Below are 19,706 nucleotides of genomic sequence, written 5' to 3' on the forward strand. Positions count from 1 at the left end.
CAAACCCACATGGCGCGTGGTGCGTAAACTATAGCCCATTGGCCCTTGCCGTAATTTCGGCAACGTCGAGAACCTGGGTATCCTGTTCTTTTTCCTTGCTTTTGATACCGTCGCGCAGCATGATCATGCAAAACGGGCAGGCTGCGGCAATGATTTCAGGTTGGGTTTCCAACGCTTCCTCGGTGCGTTCGATGTTGATGTCTTTCGTTCCCCTTTCAGGTTCCTTGAATAGCTGCGCGCCTCCCGCGCCGCAGCATAGGCCGTTGCTGCGGCAACGTTTCATTTCGACGAGTTGGGCGTCGAGGTGTTCCAAAGCTTTGCGCGGGGCTTCATAGACATTGTTGCCGCGTCCCAGGTAGCAAGGGTCGTGGTAGGTGATCCGCCGCCCCCGGAAAGACTCACCGCCCTCAGCCTTCAGCTTCCCTTCGTCTATTAGCTGCTGGATAAGTTGTGTATGATGAATGACCTCATAATGACCGCCCAAGTCGGGGTATTCATTTTTGAGTGTATTAAAACAATGCGGACAAGCGGTGACAATTTTCTTAACCTCATACCCATTGAGAATTTGGATATTCGTCAAGGCCTGCATTTGGAACAGAAATTCGTTGCCCGCACGTTTGGCCGGATCACCCGTGCAGTTTTCCTCGGTGCCGAGGATGGCGTATTTGATGCCGACATGATGCAAGATTTTGCAGATATCACGGGTTATGCGCTGGGCGCGTTCATCAAAGCTGCCCGCACAGCCCACCCAAAATAAAATATCGGCGGTCTCGCCGTTTGCCGTCAATTCGGCCATCGTTGGTATTTCGAGTTCATTCATTTGCTTTATACTTTAAGCTACAAGCTTTGAGCTTTGTGCTTATTGCCTACAGCTACCAGCTTATTGCCTACCGCCTACCGTTAACTGCCTTTCACCCAATTGGCCCGGTCAGCCTGTGCATACTTCCATGGTGCACCATTATTTTCTACGTTGCCGAACATGGTGTTGAGACTGGCAGGGGCTTGGGATTCCTCCATGACCATGTAGCGTCTGAGTTCCATAATGATTTCCAGCGGATTGATGTTTACCGGGCAGGCCTCCACACAGGCATTGCACGTGGTACAGGCCCAGATTTCCTCGCGCGTGATGTAATCATCCAACAGCGACTTACCATCGTCCTTTTGTTCGTTATTTTTACTTTTACGGATATTGTTGCCCACTTCTACCATGCGATCACGCGTATCCATCATGATCTTGCGGGGCGAAAGCAGCTTCCCCGTCATGTTGGCCGGACACACGGCCGTACACCGTCCGCACTCGGTACAGGTGTAAGCTTCGAGCAAATTTTTCCAGGTGAGATCTTGAATATCTTTCGCGCCGAAGTGGAGTGGCGTAGCTGCGGCCTCCGGCGTATAGGAGGGGTCGAGCATCGCTTTGACTTCGTTGGTCACACTACCCATATTGGAAAAGCGTCCCTTGGGGTTCAGGTTTGAAAAATAGGTGTTCGGAAAAGCCAACAGGATGTGCAAGTGCTTGGAGTAGGGGAGGTAGTTGAGGAAAATAAGCACGCCGATGATATGAAACCACCAGCAAAAGCGCTCAATGCCGACAAGCGTCGGGATCGTGTCCGGCAATAAAGGAAGCAACCATCCGCTCACCGGAAATGCGCCGGCACGCACATAATTTGGTGCCCCCAGCAGTTGCAATTTATAATCAGCCGCATTCATGGTCAGAAATGCTGCCATTAAGGCTATTTCAGCGATTAGGATGAGGTTGGCATCTGTCCGGGGCCAAGGGGTCATCTCTATGCCGAAAAAGCGCTTTAGCCGGGAAATATTCCGCCGCGTGAGGAATAGGACACAGCCTATAAGCACGCTCAATGCCAGCCATTCAAAAGCGCCGATGAGAAAAGCGTAAAAACCGCCCAAGCGAGAAAATACGCGGTGCGTGCCAAACAGCCCATCAATGATGATTTCGAGCATCTCAATGTTGATGATGCAGAATCCAAGATACACAAAAAGATGCAGCAGTGCAGGGAAAGGCCGCTTAAACATTTTTTTCTGACCAAAAGCAACAAGGAGCATGGCTTTCCACCGTTTCGCCGGTTGGTCCGTCCGCCGTTCATCCTGTCCCAACTGGATGTTCCGGAAGATGTTCCTGGCGTTGTAAATAGCCAGAGCCATCGCCCCAATGAATAGTACTCCGAAAATAAGCTGGCCTATCATATAGGATTATATAGCACAGGGTAATCTAATCATTACGAAAATACGGAATTTAAAATGCTATGCAAGCATAATAAATTATTTAGATGAATTTTAAGATTGCCGAGGGGGATAACGTAAAAAAAGCGGAGTGCCCGCCGGGCGCTCCGCTTTCTGATATTGTGTTAGTATATATTCGCTTACTGATTAGACGGTGTGGCTGCAGGCGTCGAGCTTGTGATTCCCAATTTGGTTTTGACATCATTAGTCAAATCGTCGCCACCAGCGAAATAAGGAATGGCAGCTGCCGCGATGTCAAAGACATAGGCATACCCTTTTTCTTTGGCTACGGCTTGTACCGCTGTATTGGCCTTCTGGAAGATTGGCGCAAATAGTTCTTCGCGCTTTTGCTCCAATTCCTGCTGGGCTACTTGTTGAAACTCTTGGATCCTCCGGTCGATATCTTGTAATTCTACACCAAGCGTCTGTAGCTTCGCGTCGATGGAATCCCGGTTGGCTTCGCTGCGGTTGCGTTGCAGTTCCTGCGCGGAGGTCACCTTCTTTTGGTATTCTGCACCCATCTGTTGCAGCTCACCCTCTTTGCTTTTTGAAAGGTTTTCAAACTCCGCGTTTGCGGTTTTGAACTCGGGCATTGCCTGGATGATCTCATTGGAATTGACGTGGCCAATCTTTTGTTGTGCACTTACGAGTCCGGTTGATAAAAACAGCAGCCCTACCACCACTACACCTTTAAACAAATTTTTCATGCTATCCATTTTGATTTTACTTGTTGTTGGGGGTTATTATCACATACCCCTTTGTCTGTGATTATACGTTATTTACTTATTACTTTCTTAAAACTCCGCAATGATACGAAACGGATTAATTTTCCGCAAGCGACGGATCAGGTTTATATCCTAACCGGGTAATCACATCGTTGCTTTTATCCAATTTGGGGTTGGCGTACAGAAATGTAACCTCACTGCCCTTATCCAAGATAATATCCAGACTTTGGTCGGTAGCGATTGTTTGGATAGCTTGGGCCACTCGGTCTTGGATGGGTTTTACCAACTTGATTCGCTCTTGGAAAAGATCGCCTTCGAAACCGAATTTCTGCCGTTGGAACTCCCGTGCTTCTCGTTCTTTGAGTACAATTTCGTCTTCCCGTTTCCTACGCATCTCCTCACTGAGTAATACTTGGTCTTCCTGGTAGGCTTTGTAAAGCTTTTCGATTTCAGCAAACCGGTTATCTACCTCTTCTTGCCATTGTACGGATAGTGCGTCCAGCTGCTTCTGCGCAGCAAGGTACTCGGGGATATGTTTTAGGATATATTCCGAATCGACATAGGCAAATCGCTGGGCCAAAGCCGCAGACGAAGTAACGACCATTAAGACAACGACCCCTATTATTTTTTTTATGCTCATAACTGTATGACTTTGGTGTTGGAACATCACTGCAAAAGTAATTCCATTTTTGTTATCAAATTTCTATTAATTAAAACCGCCCATCTGTTGCATGATGCTGAACGTGAAATTCTGCCGCCATGTGCTCGAGGGGACACCCGGTATCGGATCAAATGCATGGCCGTAATCGATGCCCAGCAACCCGAATATCGGCAGGAAGATACGCGCACCGACACCGACCGAACGGCGTACTTTGAAAGGGTTGAAGTCCCGGAAATTATTCCACGTATTGCCCCCTTCGGCGAAAGCCAAGACGAATACCGTCGCCTGATCATTCAACATCACGGGGTGCCGCAATTCCAGTTGGTATTTATTGTAGATGGGGCTACCCGAGTTGCGCGCGATATTCACATCTGCTCCGTCAGGGATTACCATCCCGTTTGCATATCCCCGCATCGCGATGATTTCCGAGCCTTGCAAAAAGTCAAAGCCCATCATCCCATCGCCACCGAGCTTAAACCGCTCAAATGCCGATTGGCCCGTCACGCTGCTGTATGTGCCCAAAAAGCCAAACTGCGCTTGCGCCTTGAGTACTAACTTGCCGGTTATGCGGGTGAACCACTGGGAGTCAAATTTCCATTTGTGGTATTCTGTCCATTTATACCGCTCATCATTCGGCGCAGTGGGATAGTTAATGTTGTTGAACCTTGAGTACGGAGGGGTGACCTGAATGGTCAACCGCAGATGCGAACCGGATGTCGGATATATCGGCGCATCCACCGAATTACGACTGATTTCCTGCGTAAGGTTAATGTTGTACGATGTGCCATTTTCAAACAAAAAGCCCGGATAATTCTGCAGCTTGTATTGCTGGAAACCCAATGAATAATTCAGCTGAAAATAGTTGTCCGGCCATTGGAGGCGTTTACCCAAGCTCACGGTGACCCCGTTCATCCAGATTCGGTTCAAATCTGCGTCGCCTACGATTTGCCGCCCCGTCCAGTAGTCAAAGCCTCCAAAGGACGATGATGAGGTAAACGCACTGACCCCAAAATAGATCGGCTTCTTACCGCCCAGCCAAGGTTCGGAAAATGAGAAGCTGTAAGACTGATAGCGTTTGCCACTGGTTTGGCCGCGTAGACTCAGCCGTTGGCCATCACCTCTGGGTAGGGGCTTCCAGGCACTTTTGTCAAAAATATTCCGGGTAGAAAAGTTGTTGAAGTTAAGCCCCAAGGTACCGATGACCTGTCCTGCACCAAAACCGCCCGACAGTTCAACCTGATCCGATGGTTTTTCCGCTACGTTGTATTCGATGTCCACCGTCCCTTCAGCGTGGTTGAGGTTGGTGGGCACCGGGTTGGTTTTTTGCTCGTCAAAGTTGCCTAATTGGGCAATTTCACGGGTACTGCGCATGAGCAGCTCCTTGGAAAACTTTTGGCCCGGCTTGGTGTATATGGACCGGAGCAATACGCGGTCGTTGGTCACGTCATTACCCTTGAGGATAATGTTGTTGACCGTGAACTGCGCTCCTTCATAGATGCGGAGATCCAAATCGATGGTGTCGTTATATATCCGGGTTTGGACCGGATCTACCGTAAAGGTGAGGTAGCCATCATTCATATACAGCGAAAGGATGTCGTCGCTGTTTCGGGTGGGCCCCATCAACTTGGTGTTCAGCTTTTCTTCGCTGAATACTTCACCCTTTTCGATACCCAAGATAACATTCAGCACCGAATCCGAATATTTGGCATTTCCCTGCCAGGTGATGTTACCGAAATAATATTTAGGGCCTTCATAGAGATCGATGTCTACAATGACATTGCGGTTGTTGTATTTATAGAACGTATCCCTGAGAATTTCAGCATCGCGATAACCGCGATCATGTAGCTTGGCAATCAGGTTTTCTTTTGCTTCCTTGTATTTCTCTGCTTTGAACTTGCCCGGCCCCGTGATGCGCCACCACGTGCGCTGCCTTACCCCCTTGAAAAACTTGCGGAGCTGGCGTTGTGAAAATTCTTCATTGCCTGTGAAATTGATGCGATGTGCACGTACCTTACGGTTACGATCTACATTTACCACGAGGATTTGGTTGTTTGCTTGGGTAGAATCCTTCACCGGTGCCATCGTGATCTCGGGGTATAAATATCCCTTTTCACTCAGGTATCGGGTAATGGTATTTCGCGTCGTATTCATCAGGTTTTGATTGACGATTTTGCCTGTGTTTTCGTTGAGTTGCTTCCGGACGTCTTCTGTTTGGGTTTTGCTGAGCCCTTCAATATCGATTCGCGTGAGGCGGGGGCGTTCGACGACATGTATATTGAAAAAAATGGAGTCGCCTTTTACGGCGTCTGCATACAGTTCCACGTTGTCAAACAGGCCCTGGTTCATCAAGTTTTTTACCACATTCGACGTAGCGTCGCTCGGCACTTCAATACGGGATCCGACCACCAGCTTGGAGATGGTGATAAGCACATCGTTGTCAAGGTATTCCGTACCACTTACCGATATTCCCCCAATGATGTAATTCTGTGGGTTAAGGTAGCTAAATTCATCTGAATTACCCACGGGTATTCCGCGTTGCTGGGCAATGGAAGTCTCTGCCGCCAATAGGGTAATAAGTACAAAAAAGAGTATCCGCTTCATCTATCTAATTTATCGCCGCTAAAGTACGTCAAACAGTTGTTAATTTTTGTTAAAAGGTTATTTTTTGAGTTAATTGACGACCATCCCTACTCTGCCAATTGCTCGCTGGTCTTTCCGAAACGCCTTTCGCGTTTTTGATAGGCAACAATGGCTTCAAATAAGTCCATCCTCCGGAATTCAGGCCACATTTTGTCAATAAAGTACAGTTCGGCATACGCTAATTGCCATAGCAGGTAATTGCTGATACGCTGTTCGCCGCTTGTACGTACCATGAGCTCCGGATCAGGCATGGTCCGGGTGGCAAGGTGTTGGGCGAATAAATTTTCGTCAATATCGTCGGGACTGATTTGTCCCGACTGGACTTGGCGGGCCAACTGTTTTGCAGCTTCGGTGATTTCCCAGCGCGCGCTGTAGCTTAGTGCCAAAGTCAGCGTGCAATTGGTGTTGGCAGCTGTTTTTTCCATCGCCTCTTGTAGCTGGCGGCGGCATTTAGCAGGCAGCTTTGTTAAATCGCCGATGGCATTGAGCCGTACACCATTATCCATAAGGGTTTTGGTTTCTTTATTTATGGTGTTGACAAGGAGCTCCATCAGTGCAGACACTTCCAGTTTAGGCCGGTTCCAGTTTTCGGTGGAAAAAGCATAAAGCGTCAGGTACTTAACCCCGATTTCGACAGCGCCCTCCACGGTATCGCGGACAGCCGCCACGCCATTTTGATGGCCGAAGACGCGTAGCTTGCCGCGCTCTTTCGCCCATCGCCCATTGCCGTCCATGATGATGGCGATATGTTGGGGGAGACGAGCCTTATCTATCGTTTCTTTGATATCCATCAGTTAATTTGGCGCAAAGTTAATATAATTTTTCGAACGGGATCATCGCCATTCCGGACAGCCGCCCTTGAAGAAGGTGTATGACAGGGTGATGCCTACCGTCATGAACGAATCATAGGGGCGTCCGTCACCGCGTTGGGAACCTATAGGTGCGTTGCTGGGGTTGGCGATCAGCGTCCAATCGGCGCGTGGAACCGGCGCATAACTGCCCAAATCGTCATAATCGAAATATTCCCCACTCACATCGTCCAGGTAGTCTGTAAGTGCCAGCCGGTATCCAAGCTCGACTCCGATAGACCATGGGCCCCGGAGGTTGTATTTGAAGCCCGCACCGAATGGGATGGTGACCGCCCGATTCTGATAGATCATGCCCTCGGTATAATAGTGCCGCAATTTGACGTCATTTCCCGATGCGTTCCGCCACTTCGGCTCGAACAGAATACCACCGATGCCCGCGAAAATGTAAGGCGTATATACAATTCTGCCCCGTTGCGGCAGCCATTTGAAAAAATTGAAATCTACCAATAACGAAGCCTCTTTGACCGCGCCGAAAAAACCGAGGTATCGATTTTGCCGCTGTTGGACGTTAGAATAAGCATCGTGTGCAAATAAGTTGGCATAAGCGAAATTACCGCGAAGGCCCCACGTATGATCGAAGTTATATTTGATAAACACACCGGCCGACCAATCGTTGAAGGCCAGCGGATTTTCCGGATTAAGGTCGCCCATATACCCCGAAGCACCGCCTTGCAGGCCAGCTTCCCATTCCTGCGCATGGGCTACCGCAGCATGGGCAAAAAAGATGAGTATCAGCAATCGTTGAAGCACAATTCAGCAGGGTATATATGTGGGGGGTAAAGATATTAATAATTCCGTGCATCAAGACCCCAAAGCAATTTATTGCGTAAGTTGGCGAAATAGCTGTAGTTTTTCAGTCTGATCAGGTTGACCTGGTAGTGCGCCTTACTGATTTTGAGCTTCACATCGGTGGATATGGAGGTAGTTTTGGAATCGCATGACAACAGGAACTTGCCACTCCGGCTTTCGATTTCCAAATCCAGCTCCATGTCGTCCGATATGACCACAGGCCTGACGTTGAGGTTATGCGGTGAAATCGGTGTGATGACGAAGTTGCCGCTACCGGGCGTAATAATAGGGCCGCCGCAACTCAGCGAATAGGCGGTCGAGCCGGTGGGCGTGGCTACGATAATGCCGTCTGCCCAATAGGCATTCAGGAGTTCTCCGTTGAGGTAAGCACTTACCGTAATCATCGCCGAGCTGTCAGACTTGAAAAGCGTGATGTCATTCAGTGCAAAATGACTTCCTCCAAACAGCTCCATCTGGTCGGATTGTACGGACAGCAACGTCCGTTTTTGGATATTGTATTCGCCAATCAGGATAGCTTCAAGCGAGGGGTCGATATCATCCTTACTGATGTCAGCCAAAAAGCCCAGTCTGCCAAAATTGATGCCCGCTACCGGGATGCCCGAATCGGCTACGATAGCGACCGCAGCCAGCATCGTACCATCGCCGCCCAGGCTCAGCATAAAACCAACGTCTTGGGGCAACTCGTCATATGTGGCATACGTATATAATTTTTGCGGGCAATTGACCTGCTGCTCCAGAAAGTCGCGAAAATCCTTGTATATCCACAACTCGGTATCTCTGGCGATTAGGGAATCAAATAAATGCTGCACATAAGGAACGACCGATGGATGGAATTCTCTCCCATAAACCGCTATCTTCATAATTACATATTGATATAGTTCATCAGTTGCTCGTAGCGGTCGCGGGAGTTGTCGCGGCTATTTTCATCATTGTAGGAGGCTTTAACGGTATAGTCATGCCGCAGAAAAGCAGCGATTATCGAAGAGATGTCCGATTTATTGACTTTTATGGTGACTTCCAAGCGGGACGAATCCGAAAACGTATGGACATAGGAGTTCAATATCTGTGCGTTGTCCGATTCCACAATGTGAGCGATATGTGACAACGCATTATCCCGGGTTCCCATTTCCAAGACGATAATCCCCCCGGGCTGCTGGATAGACATGGCTTGGCTTAGGGTATTGATCAAATCAAGTGCAGTCACCGCCCCCAGATAAATGTGCTGTTCATCAATGACCGGCAACACATCCAGCTGATGGATTTGGAAGAAAAGCATGGCGTCATAGATGTGCTGGGTATCATAGATGTGTACCTGTTGGTATGCGATATCAGTCTGCTGGATGCTGTTATTGAGTTTGGCGAGCCCTGCCAACGACTCGTAGGATATCAAGCCAAGAAAAAGGTCGCCTTTTACCAACGGCAACTGTGCCAATCGGAGATCGGCCATTTTGTCCAGCGTATAGCGTACGCTATCCGATGGGCTCACCGCGTAGTCGCGGTCTATGATGACTTGACCTATATTCATGGTTTTGTTATACTCCTTTTTTAGTTAAACGAATAAAACCGCCAATCGTTTAAATTATCCGTTGTTGTTTGTCAAAATTAATCGTTTTGCTGACAACAACGATTATTTTACTTTTTTTTTCGCTTTTAAGTGGTTGCCACACGTGAATTACCGGGCAACGGCATTTAAAACTATCAGCGGATTAGCTCTCCGTAAGACGTCGTTCAAAGCAGGCTTTTCCGCCATCCTGCGGACTTGGATGCGAAATCCCGTAGGCGGCCTAACTTCAGGCAGGTGCCAGCATGCGTGTCCGTCAGGAACGACATGTTACAGAGCAGGTGCCTAGCGCGCCGCAGAACATCAGTATATGTTCAATGCGGTTTCCCCTGGTGAATTAAACAAAGGAATGACAATACCAGAACTTTTACTACTTTTGGCTGCTAATCACTTCGGCAGCCACCGTTGTGGCGATTGCGCATCGAAAATTTGTACTGAATATCGTTTTGGAAGACAAGGACAAATATATTGTTATCAGGGAGGTTATCCGTAAGAAAAACCCGGCATTGCTCAGGTGGATGCCCAGGTTTGTGCTGCGTTACATCGAGCGGGTGGTCCATGAAGAGGATATCAATCACATTATGGCCAAGATCGGGCATCTACATGGCTTGGCTTTTGTAGATGCACTGATAGCGGAGCTGGGGGTTGTTGTTGAATTAACGGGCGAAACGTATATCCCCAAGACGGGCGGCGTGATTTTCGCCTCGAATCACCCGCTTGGCGGGTTGGACGGAATTGCTTTTATGCACGCATTGGGCAGGTACCGGCAAGATATCAAGTTTCTGGTCAATGATATCCTGCTAAACATAAAGAATCTCGAGCCTTTGTTTATAGGGGTCAATAAGCACGGCGCGCAGGGGCGGCAGGGCATTGCACAGATCGAGGAAGCCTATGCGCAGGAACACGCATTGCTGGTGTTCCCTGCCGGACTGGTGTCGCGGAAGCAACAAGGGAAGATTGAAGATCTGGAATGGAAGAAAAGCTTCATCAGCAAAGCAAAAAGATATCGGAAAGACATCGTGCCGGTTTACATCGATGGGAAAAATTCCAGTTTTTTTTATAATTTCGCCCGTTTCAGGGAATCCATTGGTATTAAAGCCAACGTTGAAATGTTTTACCTTGCGGATGAAATGTTTGCGCAGCGAAACAAAAAAGTAACCATATGTATAGGAAAACCAATTTCTTATACCTATTTTGACAGCTCCAAAAGTGAAAAGGAGTGGGCTGCAGATGTTAAACGAACGGTTTACAACTTAGCCCCTGAAAACTAACTATATGCAAGAAATAATAGCACCTGTTGAACGGAACTCCATAAAGAAGGAGCTTACTCAGGAGGTATTTGTCCGTTATACCAACAATGGAAATAACGAAATTTATTTGATAAATCACCACAATGCGCCCCATACCGTGAGGGAAATCGGGCGGCTGCGGGAATTGACGTTCAGAGCCGCTGGCGGCGGTACCGGCATGGCGCTGGATTTGGACTACAACGACACCTGTCTTGGCGCTTACGATCAACTCATTGCCTGGAATCCCGAAGACGAGGAAATCATTGCAGGCTACCGGTTGATAAAGTGCAAGGATGTAGGGGTAAACAGTGATGGGGAAATCAATCTGTCAACAGCGCATTATTTTCATTTTTCGCCGAAGTTTATCCAGGAATATCTGCCTTATACCATTGAATTGGGACGCTCATTTGTACAACCCAAATACCAACCTGGCAAAGACAACCGTAAAGGGTTGTTTTCGTTGGACAATCTGTGGGATGGGCTTGGGGCGGTCGTGAAACTCAATCCGGATGTCAAATACCTGTTTGGCAAGGTGACCATGTATCCGCATTACAACAGGGAGGCCCGCGACCTGTTGATCTATTTCATGCACCATTATTTTCCTGACCATGAACGGCTGGTGTGGCCGATTAATCCGCTGGGTTATGTCGGCGATCCCGCGCCCTACAAACAACTTTTTGACGGATTGGAGTATAAAGACGGGTACAAGGTCCTAAACAGCAGGGTAAGGGCGCTTGGCGAAAATATACCGCCCTTAATCAACACGTATATGAACCTTTCCTCTACCATGAAGACATTTGGTACGGCCGTCAATGACGAATTTGGCACGGTTGAAGAGACGGGAATTATGATTACCATAGACGACATCTTCGAGAGCAAAAAAGAACGCCACATCTCGACGTACGAACGAGACAAGGAAATCGGAAGCCGGAAGGTGATGTAGTAATGTATTCAGCTTTCGGCTGTTAGTTGATTTGATTGCCGACAGCCGAAAGCTGGTTGCTTAGGGCTAATTTCCGGCCAAAAGGGCTTTCGCGATTTCGGCTATCGTCTTTCCATCGGCTTCGCCGGCAAGTTGCTGATTGGCCAGTCCCATTACTTTGCCCATGTCTTTCGGACTGGAAGCTCCGGATTCTGCAATGATCTGCTTGACGGCACGCTCAATTTCTTCGCGGGAGCGTTGTTTGGGCAGGTAGCTTTCAATCACGGCGAGTTCTTCCATTTCGATCTGATAGAGGTCATCACGGCTTTGCTGTTGATAGATTTCAGCAGACTCCTTGCGTTGTTTGGCCAGTTTTTGCAACACCCTGGTTTCCGTATCTTGGGTAAGTGTCTCCGCGGGCCCTTTTTCTGTTTTCGCAAGCAATATAGCCGCTTTGATAGCCCGGAGGCCCCGAAGCCGTGCGTTATCTTTGGCCAGTATGGCCAATTTGATGTCTTGATCGATTTTATCCTGTAAAGCCATTTGTCACGCAATTGATGAAAGGCAAAGGTAACAAATACCTCCGTCAATCGGAATTATTAGGCCAATCATTATGACCGTTCGGTTTTTTTTGTAATTTTGGCGCAAACTGTTATTTACATGGCAACGACATTAGAAAAAACACCACCGAGGAAGACCGATAATGAAGCGAATCAGACCCGTCATTATGTAACGTTGGCTATTGCAGTGGCCATAGGACTTGCAGGAACGTTTTTCCGGTTTGTTCAGGATTCGTTTCTGATCTCTACCATATCGAATATTTTGCTGGCCCTTGGCTGGTTCATCGTATTCCGTGTGGTATTCCGGATCATGAAATAACTTGTTGCTTTTTCAGCTATTGATATAACTTTCCAATTGGTTGATGGTCTGGCGTTGGTCTTCGATGATGTATTTCACGAGGTCTCCGATAGACAGCATACCGATGACCATATTATCTTCCACCACGGGCAGATGCCTGTAGTGGTTGTGGGTCATGAGCTGCATGCAGCGTTCGATCGCCTCGTGTTGCGTGATGGTATGCGGTTCCCTTGTCATGACGTCCCGGATTGGCGTGTCTTTCGAAGATTTACCTTGTAAAATGATCTTGCGCGCGTAATCGCGTTCCGTAAAAATGCCTTGTAGGCGCCCGTTTTCAATAACCAATAATGCGCTGATGTTTTTTTCCATCATGATTTTCAGCGCTTCCAGCACCGAAACGTCTTGAGATACCGAATAAACGGCAGCAGGCTTGTTGTTGAGAATGTGCTTAACGGTTTTCATGATTCCAATAATTTAATGATGCGAAAGCTCTTCGGGTAGATGAAGATTAAAACAGGGGTACACAAAACATGGATAAACCTATGCGCGGCTATCGTATATAATTGGTGTTCGGCAAGTACGGAGATAAAGATAGGAAGATTTTCGAAATAAAAAAACCCAACGTGTGGCTGTTACGTTAGGTTTTGCAATATATGTTTGGTCGCTTGGCGGTCGCCGTTATATCCGCGGCCAAACGTGCCAAGGAATGCGGGACAGGACGAGGACAAGTGCGATGAGGTAAAATGCCAATACGGTGGCATTTTGCTTTTTGGCAGGCACCTGCCGCTTAGCCCGGGAATAGCCAACGGTAATGAGTGCGATGGCTATCAGCATGATGAGCGGATGTTCGAGAAAATAGAGGCGGGCAATACCATCTTTCATCGCTGCTCCAGAGGCGTTCTTGATGCCATAAGGCGAAACGAAGTACATAATCAGTCCCACAACGAATTGCAGGTGTGCGCATATCAGTCCCAGGAGCGCCATTTTCCGGTTATATGGTTTGTTTCGCAGGTATGCAAAGAGGACATAAAGGATTGAAATAATTAATCCAGCCAATAATACATAGGCGAGTGTTGAGTGCAAGTGTCTGATTCCTGTATACATAGTTGTTGTTGTTTAATGTCTCAAGTCTTTTATCTGTTTAACTAATCCGAAGTCTCCTGCTTGGTATCTCCCGATCCCGGGGTCTCCGTTCCCTGCTAAAACCTGGCGTCTCCGATTGCCTTAAATTCCGAGCCTGTTTTCCATTTCGGGAAGGTTCTTTCCTGGCTTAAGCTGTAGCCAATATCAAACACGAGGCGGATGTCGGCTATCATGCCGCTGACGTCCCAGGTTTCGTCGTATTCATCGCTTACATCATGGTAGCGTTTACCGAACGCATCCTGCAATGCGGCGACCTCCGTGCTGTCTTTATCGATCACGTTCTTGCCGCTACCTGTATACAGCGCCGGCACGCCTACCTTGGCAAAGTTGAAATGGTCAGAACGGAAGAAACTGCCGGCTGAAGGATTTCCGCCCGGCACAACCTCCCGGTTCTGCCGTGCTGCGGCACGGCGGGCATAGTCGTCCATATCAGACTGGCCAAGTCCGACGACGGCTACATCACTGGTTTGCCCTATGGGGCTCAATGCATCGATATTGATGTTGGCAACGGTTTTGCCGAGGGGATATACCGGGTTGGCGGCGTAGTAGGCCGATCCAAGAAGGCCTTGTTCCTCGGCGGTTACCGCGAGAAATAGGATGGAGCGCTCCGGAGGTACGGCGGCGCCTTTGAAGGCTTTGGCCAGTTCAAAAAGTGCGGCTACGCCGCTGGCATTGTCAATGGCGCCGTTGTAGATGGAGTCGCCATCGATAGGTTCGCCGACGCCGAGGTGGTCCCAATGAGCGCTGTAGATGATATATTCGTCAGGATACTTGCTGCCGGACAATTTACCCAACACGTTGTTGGATGCCGATTTCCTGAACTCGTTTTTCAATGAAATGCCCGTTTTTATGCCCAGCTCCACGGGCTTGAATCCAGGTTTCTTTGCCTGGCTAATCAGACTGTCCGCGCCTCCCGCGAGTTCAAATAATTTTTCGGTAGCTTCCGCTGTAAGCCAACCTTCAAAGGCAGCTCTTGACGCACCGTTGTCTGGCGTGACCAAGCTCAGTTGCGGGCCGGCCCATCCGCTCCGCACCACGTTCCATCCGTAGCTGGCTGCGTCTGTATCATGGATAATCAAGACGCCGGTAGCGCCCTGCCGCGCCGCTTCTTCAAATTTATATGTCCAGCGGCCGTAATAGGTCATCGTGTCGCCTTTGAACAATGTTTTGTCATAAAATCCGGGGTCATTCACCATGACAACCACGGTCTTCCCTTTGGCGTCAAGCCCCGCGTAGTCGTTCCAACCGTATTCCGGGGCGACGATGCCAAAGCCGGCAAATACGACGTCGGTTTCAGGAACATTGACCTGTGCAGTTAATCGCTTGCTCCCGATAACGAAATCGTCAAGATGATCCAAGCTAAACTGGCTGTTGCCCTTGCTGAATGTGAGCGGTGTGGTGGGGGTAGACATAATTTCTACCATAGGAACCGCCTGGAAATAGTGTTCGCCATTGCCCGGCTCCAATCCGATACGCTCAAATTCTTCGGCAATGTAAGTCACGGCCAGCGTGTCGCCCTTCGTGAAGGGCTTACGTCCGAGAAATTCATCAGCTGACAAATCCTTTACATATTGGATGAAACTTTCCGCTTCAATACGGTTCAGTGCCGCAGTGTCAAGGGCTTCTGAAGTCGTATTGCCGGGATGGTTTCCGCAGGACGCTAGCATCATGATGGCTATCAGGATGATTGGGTCGAATCGTTTCATATGTGTTTTTTATGCGCTAAAAATACGGAATTAATTTAAATACTTGTCATCAGCTAGTCGGTGATCGGTGAAAGTTGCCGATTAGCGAACAAACACTTCAGCTATGGGGCTGAAGAGATACACCCGTTGGGTCTTTACCTCTATACAGCGGTATCGTTTCCTGATTTTTTCTTTCTTTTGGAAAACCCTGCCATTTTTAAGTACGAATACGGTATTTTCAGGCAGTTGTTCTACGGTCTGGATATCATCTTTGTTGGCGTCATAGCGCTGCAGCACCCGAAACAAATTCAAGTCCGAACAGCTGGAGGCTGCCGGATTGTTCATGTAATTCGAAATGGCCATCTGGATGTCCTGCGGAAAGACAGCAGCTTGCAGGAACGGTTGCATGAGCTGCCTATAACAGGCTTTCCATTCTTGGCCATGCGGCTTTACACGGTTTTTGTATGTATTCCATGTTTTGAGATGCGCAAATTCATGCACCGTGGTGATAAGGAATGCATAGGGGTTGAGGTTGTGGTTTACCGAAATGCGATGCCCGTGACCGCCATGCGGCGGGCGGTAATCGCCAAACTTGGATGTACGGCTCCGGCTGACGCGAAATTGGCACTTGCTGTCGTTGATCCAGCGCGAAATCACCGGAGCAGCCGGGGCGGGCATGTATTTGCTAAGTTGAACGCTGTAGTCTTGCACCCTGCAAACTTAAAACAATGGCATAAGTATTCATAAAATTAACAACATAAATTATTTCGTCCATTATCTATATCTTTGGGCATGATTCAACGATTGGGATTCTTGGCGGGCATACTGCTGCTGGGTGCATGGGCTGTCACTGCACAAGCTCAGGATTTGAACGCACGTGTACAAATTCTTTCGCCCCAAGTGCAAAATACCAATAAGCGGGCACTGGAAGTACTGCAGAAAGCGATATCCGACTTTCTTAATAACCGTTCGTGGAGCGCTAATCAAATACAGCCCCAGGAACGAATCGATTGCAGTTTCGTCATCACCATCAACGCATGGGATGGCTCTTCCAATTTCACGGCACAGGCGCAAATCATTTCCACAAGGCCGGTGTTCAATACTTCTTATAACAGTCCGGTGCTGAGTATTTCAGACAATCACTTCGATTTCAGCTACACGGAAGGACAATTGATGGATTATTCCGACCAACAGTACATGAATAACCTCACCTCCTTGCTTGCCTACTATGCATACATCATCGTGGGGTTAGATGCGGATACCTTCGAGCACAATGGCGGCACACCGTTTTATTCCGCGGCGCAGAATATCGTAAACTACGCGCAGAATACCGGTTTTGCGGGCTGGCGTTCCATGGAAGCCATGAACAACCGGTTCTGGCTGGTCAACAACCTGCTTGATCGGCGATACCAGCCCTTGCGTGATTTTTTGTATAGTTTTTATCGAGAAGGTTTGGACACCATGTCTGAAAATGCGCAGGCGGCCCGCAAGTCTATTCTGGCGTTATTGCCATCATTGCAAAAGGTCGACCGGCTGGCCCAGGGGGCCGTATTCAACCAAGTATTTTTTACGGCAAAGTCCGATGAATTTGTTGGTATATTTAGCGGAATGGGCCCCTCGGAGCGCGTGCAAGCTTTCAATGTGCTGGCTGAAGTAGATCCAGCCAATGCGAATAAATATGAATCCTTACGAAATTCGAGGTAACGAACTACGACCACTACAACATTATGCTTAGTCGTCTATCTATTCAAAATTATGCGCTGATTGATTCCCTGGACATCCGCTTTGACAGCGGGTTGAACATCCTGACCGGAGAAACGGGAGCAGGCAAATCCATTATCATGGGTGGGTTATCGCTCATCTTGGGGCAGCGTGTAGAGAGCCGCTATTTTTTCAACCAGCACAAAAAGTGTATTATCGAAGGGTATTTCGATGTATCGGATTACCAATTGGAGCCGTTTTTCATCGAGCAGGATTTGGATTATGAGCAAGAAACGATCCTAAGGCGCGAAATCAGCGTCGATGGTAAGTCCCGCGCATTCGTAAACGACACCCCGGTAACGCTCGCTGTACTGAAGGCACTGGCTGAAAAATTGATTGACATCCACTCGCAGCATGCAACACTTCAGCTTAATACCGAAGCCTTCCAGTTGCTGACGTTGGACAGTGTTGCCCAAAGTCAGCACCTACGAGGCCGGTACACAGCGGCTTACCAGACGTATAAAACCACACAAGCGCGGCTAAACCAGCTAAAAGAAGAGGCACAGCAAACCCGCGCGGAGGCCGATTACCACCAGTTTCTATATGACGAGCTTGCCAAGGCCAATCTGGATGCCGATGAACAAGGCCTGTTAGAAGCCGAACAACAGCAGCTCGAACATGCCGAAGAGATCAAACGGAATCTGTTTGGCGTAGTCTATGCGCTGCAAGAACAGGAATTAAATGCGCTGGCATTGCTCAAGGAAGCCGTGCAACAGCTCCAGCAGGCCGAACGGTATATGGCCGCACTTGCTCCGCAGGCCGAACGGCTGCAGAGCAGCTTTATCGAACTGAAAGATTTAGCCGACGAAATCAGCCGTACCGAACAAGGAATTGTGCTGGATGAAGCGCGTTTGGCTGAAGTCAATGAGCGGCTTAGCCTGCTGTATACCTTGCAACAAAAACATCGCGTGGATAGTGTTGCCGAACTCATTGCATTGCGCGAGGAACTACGCGGACGGCTGGACGCTTTATCGTCCGACGAAGCGGAAATCGGCAGGCTGGAAAAGGACGTCGCCCGGCTAAAGGCTGAAACCCTCGCGTTGGCTGCGGAACTCAGTGCGCTTCGGCAAGCCGCTATTCCGACCGTGCAGGACGAAGTAAGTCGGATACTGCACGAGGTCGGAATGCCCCAGAGCCGGCTGCACATTGTGCTGAGCCAGGTCGACGCCGATCAGATAAGAAGCAGCGGGCAGGATAAAGCGGAGTTTCTGTTCACCGCCAATAAAGGGCAGGATCCGCAGCCTATCGGCAAGGTGGCGTCAGGGGGCGAGCTCTCACGGTTGATGCTGGCAATTAAATCATTGATAGCCAAGACGTCATCGCTGCCCACCATCATTTTTGACGAGATCGATACGGGGATATCCGGAGAAGTAGCCCTGAAGGTGGGGAATATCATGGAACGATTAGCGGACCATATGCAGGTTATCGCCATCACACACTTACCGCAGATAGCTTCCAAAGGGAAAACACATTTCAGGGTCTACAAAAAGGAGTCGACGGATAAGACCGCTACGAGCATCGTCCAATTGGAACAGCCGGAGCGGATTCAGGAAATCGCGCAGATGCTGAGCGGGGCCAATCCGGGCGAAGCGGCCTTACAACACGCGGCGGAGTTGTTGGCGAATTAAAAAAAAGCATTATTTTTACCCACTTTATATTTCGTTGACTTTATAAAACAAGGAACTATGTCCCATAACCTACTGAAAGGAAAGAAAGGAATTATTTTTGGCGCGTTGGACGAGAAATCTATCGCTTGGAAGACTGCTCAACGCTGTGTGCAGGAAGGCGCAGAGATTGTGTTGACAAACGCACCGGTTGCGTTACGGATGGGCACCATCAAGCAGTTGGCAGAGGAGTGCAATGGAGCACCCGTTATTCCTGCTGATGTGACCAGCAGTGAGGACATTGAAAACCTGTTTGACCAGACATTGGAGCACTTCGGCGGGGGCGTGGATTTTATCCTGCACTCAGTAGGGATGAGCATCAACGTACGTAAGGGAATCCATTACACCGAAAACAATTACGATTTCATGCACAAAGCGTTTGACATATCAGCAATCAGCCTGCACCGCGTGCTGGCTACAGCCATGAAGAAGGATGCCCTCAATGAATGGGGATCCGTGGTGGCGCTTACGTACATTGCGGCGCAGCGTGTGTTCCCAGATTACAACGATATGGCCGATGCCAAAGCGCTACTGGAGAGCATCACCCGTAATTTCGGATACCAGTACGGTGTTCGCAAAAAGGTGCGGGTGAATACCATCAGCCAGTCACCTACGCAGACGACGGCCGGCTCAGGGGTGAAGGGGTTCGGGGATTTTATCTCGTATGCCGATAAGATGTCGCCATTGGGCAACGCCACGGCCGACCAATGCGCAGATTACACGGTTACGTTATTTTCAGATCTGACGAAGATGGTGACCATGCAAAACCTCTTCCACGATGGAGGCTTTTCGTTTACGGGCGTGAGCGAAGCGGTGATCGAGGGAATGGGGGAGAAGTAACGGCAGGATGACTGTATAACCCATAAAAAAAGCGGCT

General features: G+C 48.9%; 20 protein-coding genes. 6 read left to right on the top strand and 14 right to left on the bottom strand.

Annotated features, from left to right (window positions below):
* Positions 1-28: 28 nt before the first annotated feature.
* The 9 genes from JHJ32_RS06165 to JHJ32_RS06205 all read right to left on the bottom strand — a co-directional run bounded on the left by JHJ32_RS06165 (position 29) and on the right by JHJ32_RS06205 (position 9,471).
* On the bottom strand, positions 29-820 hold the full coding sequence (locus tag JHJ32_RS06165) for a (Fe-S)-binding protein (RefSeq protein ID WP_200120340.1): 792 nt from the start codon (positions 818-820) through the stop codon (positions 29-31).
* An 80-nt stretch (positions 821-900) separates the two neighbouring features.
* On the bottom strand, positions 901-2,205 hold the full coding sequence (locus tag JHJ32_RS06170; protein WP_200120341.1) for a (Fe-S)-binding protein: 1,305 nt from the start codon (positions 2,203-2,205) through the stop codon (positions 901-903).
* A 176-nt stretch (positions 2,206-2,381) separates the two neighbouring features.
* Complete coding sequence (locus JHJ32_RS06175; protein WP_079716514.1) at positions 2,382-2,948, bottom strand: OmpH family outer membrane protein; 567 nt, start codon at positions 2,946-2,948, stop codon at positions 2,382-2,384.
* Between the two features lie 115 nt (positions 2,949-3,063).
* Positions 3,064-3,600: an OmpH family outer membrane protein gene (locus JHJ32_RS06180; RefSeq protein WP_079716513.1), complete on the bottom strand. Its 537-nt coding sequence runs from the start codon at positions 3,598-3,600 to the stop codon at positions 3,064-3,066.
* Positions 3,601-3,672: 72 nt separating this feature from the next.
* Positions 3,673-6,228 carry an outer membrane protein assembly factor BamA gene (gene bamA / locus JHJ32_RS06185; protein WP_200120342.1) on the bottom strand — a complete coding sequence of 852 codons (2,556 nt, stop codon included), beginning with the start codon at positions 6,226-6,228 and terminating at the stop codon, positions 3,673-3,675.
* 86 nt (positions 6,229-6,314) lie between these two features.
* Positions 6,315-7,058: an isoprenyl transferase gene (locus tag JHJ32_RS06190; RefSeq protein WP_079716117.1), complete on the bottom strand. Its 744-nt coding sequence runs from the start codon at positions 7,056-7,058 to the stop codon at positions 6,315-6,317.
* 42 nt (positions 7,059-7,100) lie between these two features.
* On the bottom strand, positions 7,101-7,886 hold the full coding sequence (locus JHJ32_RS06195) for a DUF6089 family protein (RefSeq protein ID WP_176146121.1): 786 nt from the start codon (positions 7,884-7,886) through the stop codon (positions 7,101-7,103).
* Positions 7,887-7,921: 35 nt separating this feature from the next.
* Positions 7,922-8,806 carry an NAD kinase gene (locus tag JHJ32_RS06200; RefSeq protein ID WP_079716115.1) on the bottom strand — a complete coding sequence of 295 codons (885 nt, stop codon included), beginning with the start codon at positions 8,804-8,806 and terminating at the stop codon, positions 7,922-7,924.
* Between the two features lie 2 nt (positions 8,807-8,808).
* Complete coding sequence (locus tag JHJ32_RS06205; protein ID WP_079716114.1) at positions 8,809-9,471, bottom strand: CBS domain-containing protein; 663 nt, start codon at positions 9,469-9,471, stop codon at positions 8,809-8,811.
* A gap of 482 nt (positions 9,472-9,953) precedes the next feature.
* Here JHJ32_RS06205 and JHJ32_RS06210 point away from each other — a divergent pair, with 482 nt between their 5' ends.
* Positions 9,954-10,778, top strand: coding sequence for a 1-acyl-sn-glycerol-3-phosphate acyltransferase (locus JHJ32_RS06210; RefSeq protein WP_233632511.1), 825 nt, complete (start codon positions 9,954-9,956; stop codon positions 10,776-10,778).
* A gap of 4 nt (positions 10,779-10,782) precedes the next feature.
* Positions 10,783-11,739 (top strand): GNAT family N-acetyltransferase, encoded by a 957-nt coding sequence (locus JHJ32_RS06215; protein ID WP_200120343.1) that lies wholly within the window; start codon positions 10,783-10,785, stop codon positions 11,737-11,739.
* A 66-nt stretch (positions 11,740-11,805) separates the two neighbouring features.
* Here the strand turns inward: JHJ32_RS06215 and JHJ32_RS06220 are convergent, their stop codons facing one another.
* Entirely contained in the window at positions 11,806-12,261 is a 456-nt protein-coding gene (locus JHJ32_RS06220) for a GatB/YqeY domain-containing protein (protein WP_200120344.1), read from the bottom strand.
* Positions 12,262-12,378: 117 nt separating this feature from the next.
* Between JHJ32_RS06220 and JHJ32_RS06225 the strand changes: the two genes are divergently transcribed.
* Positions 12,379-12,597, top strand: coding sequence for a hypothetical protein (locus JHJ32_RS06225; RefSeq protein WP_079716111.1), 219 nt, complete (start codon positions 12,379-12,381; stop codon positions 12,595-12,597).
* A 12-nt stretch (positions 12,598-12,609) separates the two neighbouring features.
* Here the strand turns inward: JHJ32_RS06225 and JHJ32_RS06230 are convergent, their stop codons facing one another.
* The 4 genes from JHJ32_RS06230 to JHJ32_RS06245 form a co-directional block, all read right to left on the bottom strand.
* Positions 12,610-13,038, bottom strand: a complete 429-nt coding sequence (locus tag JHJ32_RS06230) for a CBS domain-containing protein (protein ID WP_079716110.1) — start codon at positions 13,036-13,038, stop codon at positions 12,610-12,612.
* 216 nt (positions 13,039-13,254) lie between these two features.
* Complete coding sequence (locus tag JHJ32_RS06235) at positions 13,255-13,680, bottom strand: hypothetical protein (RefSeq protein WP_176146120.1); 426 nt, start codon at positions 13,678-13,680, stop codon at positions 13,255-13,257.
* Between the two features lie 95 nt (positions 13,681-13,775).
* Entirely contained in the window at positions 13,776-15,425 is a 1,650-nt protein-coding gene (locus tag JHJ32_RS06240) for a M28 family metallopeptidase (protein ID WP_200120345.1), read from the bottom strand.
* Positions 15,426-15,506: 81 nt separating this feature from the next.
* Positions 15,507-16,115, bottom strand: coding sequence for a SprT-like domain-containing protein (locus JHJ32_RS06245; protein WP_079716108.1), 609 nt, complete (start codon positions 16,113-16,115; stop codon positions 15,507-15,509).
* 81 nt (positions 16,116-16,196) lie between these two features.
* Here JHJ32_RS06245 and JHJ32_RS06250 point away from each other — a divergent pair, with 81 nt between their 5' ends.
* The 3 genes from JHJ32_RS06250 to JHJ32_RS06260 are packed head-to-tail and all read left to right on the top strand — an operon-like array spanning position 16,197 to position 19,669.
* Entirely contained in the window at positions 16,197-17,108 is a 912-nt protein-coding gene (locus JHJ32_RS06250; RefSeq protein WP_079716107.1) for a DUF4835 family protein, read from the top strand.
* A gap of 23 nt (positions 17,109-17,131) precedes the next feature.
* Positions 17,132-18,793: a DNA repair protein RecN gene (gene recN / locus JHJ32_RS06255; protein WP_200120346.1), complete on the top strand. Its 1,662-nt coding sequence runs from the start codon at positions 17,132-17,134 to the stop codon at positions 18,791-18,793.
* Between the two features lie 57 nt (positions 18,794-18,850).
* Positions 18,851-19,669 (top strand): enoyl-ACP reductase, encoded by an 819-nt coding sequence (locus JHJ32_RS06260; protein ID WP_079716105.1) that lies wholly within the window; start codon positions 18,851-18,853, stop codon positions 19,667-19,669.
* Positions 19,670-19,706 lie beyond the last annotated feature (37 nt).

The organism is Parapedobacter sp. ISTM3 (genome assembly GCF_016533505.1).
In the GTDB taxonomy this organism is placed as follows: domain Bacteria; phylum Bacteroidota; class Bacteroidia; order Sphingobacteriales; family Sphingobacteriaceae; genus Parapedobacter; species Parapedobacter luteus.

Excerpts from the sequence above, each read along its gene's own strand:
- JHJ32_RS06260 (WP_079716105.1), top strand. The coding sequence starts at position 18,851 with ATGTCCCATAACCTACTGAAAGGAAAGAAAGGAATTATTTTTGGCGCG.
- JHJ32_RS06235 (WP_176146120.1), bottom strand. The coding sequence starts at position 13,680 with ATGTATACAGGAATCAGACACTTGCACTCAACACTCGCCTATGTATTA.
- JHJ32_RS06225 (WP_079716111.1), top strand. The coding sequence starts at position 12,379 with ATGGCAACGACATTAGAAAAAACACCACCGAGGAAGACCGATAATGAA.
- JHJ32_RS06215 (WP_200120343.1), top strand. The coding sequence starts at position 10,783 with ATGCAAGAAATAATAGCACCTGTTGAACGGAACTCCATAAAGAAGGAG.
- JHJ32_RS06200 (WP_079716115.1), bottom strand. The coding sequence starts at position 8,806 with ATGAAGATAGCGGTTTATGGGAGAGAATTCCATCCATCGGTCGTTCCT.
- JHJ32_RS06240 (WP_200120345.1), bottom strand. The coding sequence starts at position 15,425 with ATGAAACGATTCGACCCAATCATCCTGATAGCCATCATGATGCTAGCG.
- recN (WP_200120346.1), top strand. The coding sequence starts at position 17,132 with ATGCTTAGTCGTCTATCTATTCAAAATTATGCGCTGATTGATTCCCTG.
- bamA (WP_200120342.1), bottom strand. The coding sequence starts at position 6,228 with ATGAAGCGGATACTCTTTTTTGTACTTATTACCCTATTGGCGGCAGAG.
- JHJ32_RS06170 (WP_200120341.1), bottom strand. The coding sequence starts at position 2,205 with ATGATAGGCCAGCTTATTTTCGGAGTACTATTCATTGGGGCGATGGCT.
- JHJ32_RS06205 (WP_079716114.1), bottom strand. The coding sequence starts at position 9,471 with ATGAATATAGGTCAAGTCATCATAGACCGCGACTACGCGGTGAGCCCA.
- JHJ32_RS06165 (WP_200120340.1), bottom strand. The coding sequence starts at position 820 with ATGAATGAACTCGAAATACCAACGATGGCCGAATTGACGGCAAACGGC.
- JHJ32_RS06230 (WP_079716110.1), bottom strand. The coding sequence starts at position 13,038 with ATGAAAACCGTTAAGCACATTCTCAACAACAAGCCTGCTGCCGTTTAT.
- JHJ32_RS06250 (WP_079716107.1), top strand. The coding sequence starts at position 16,197 with ATGATTCAACGATTGGGATTCTTGGCGGGCATACTGCTGCTGGGTGCA.
- JHJ32_RS06220 (WP_200120344.1), bottom strand. The coding sequence starts at position 12,261 with ATGGCTTTACAGGATAAAATCGATCAAGACATCAAATTGGCCATACTG.
- JHJ32_RS06190 (WP_079716117.1), bottom strand. The coding sequence starts at position 7,058 with ATGGATATCAAAGAAACGATAGATAAGGCTCGTCTCCCCCAACATATC.
- JHJ32_RS06175 (WP_079716514.1), bottom strand. The coding sequence starts at position 2,948 with ATGAAAAATTTGTTTAAAGGTGTAGTGGTGGTAGGGCTGCTGTTTTTA.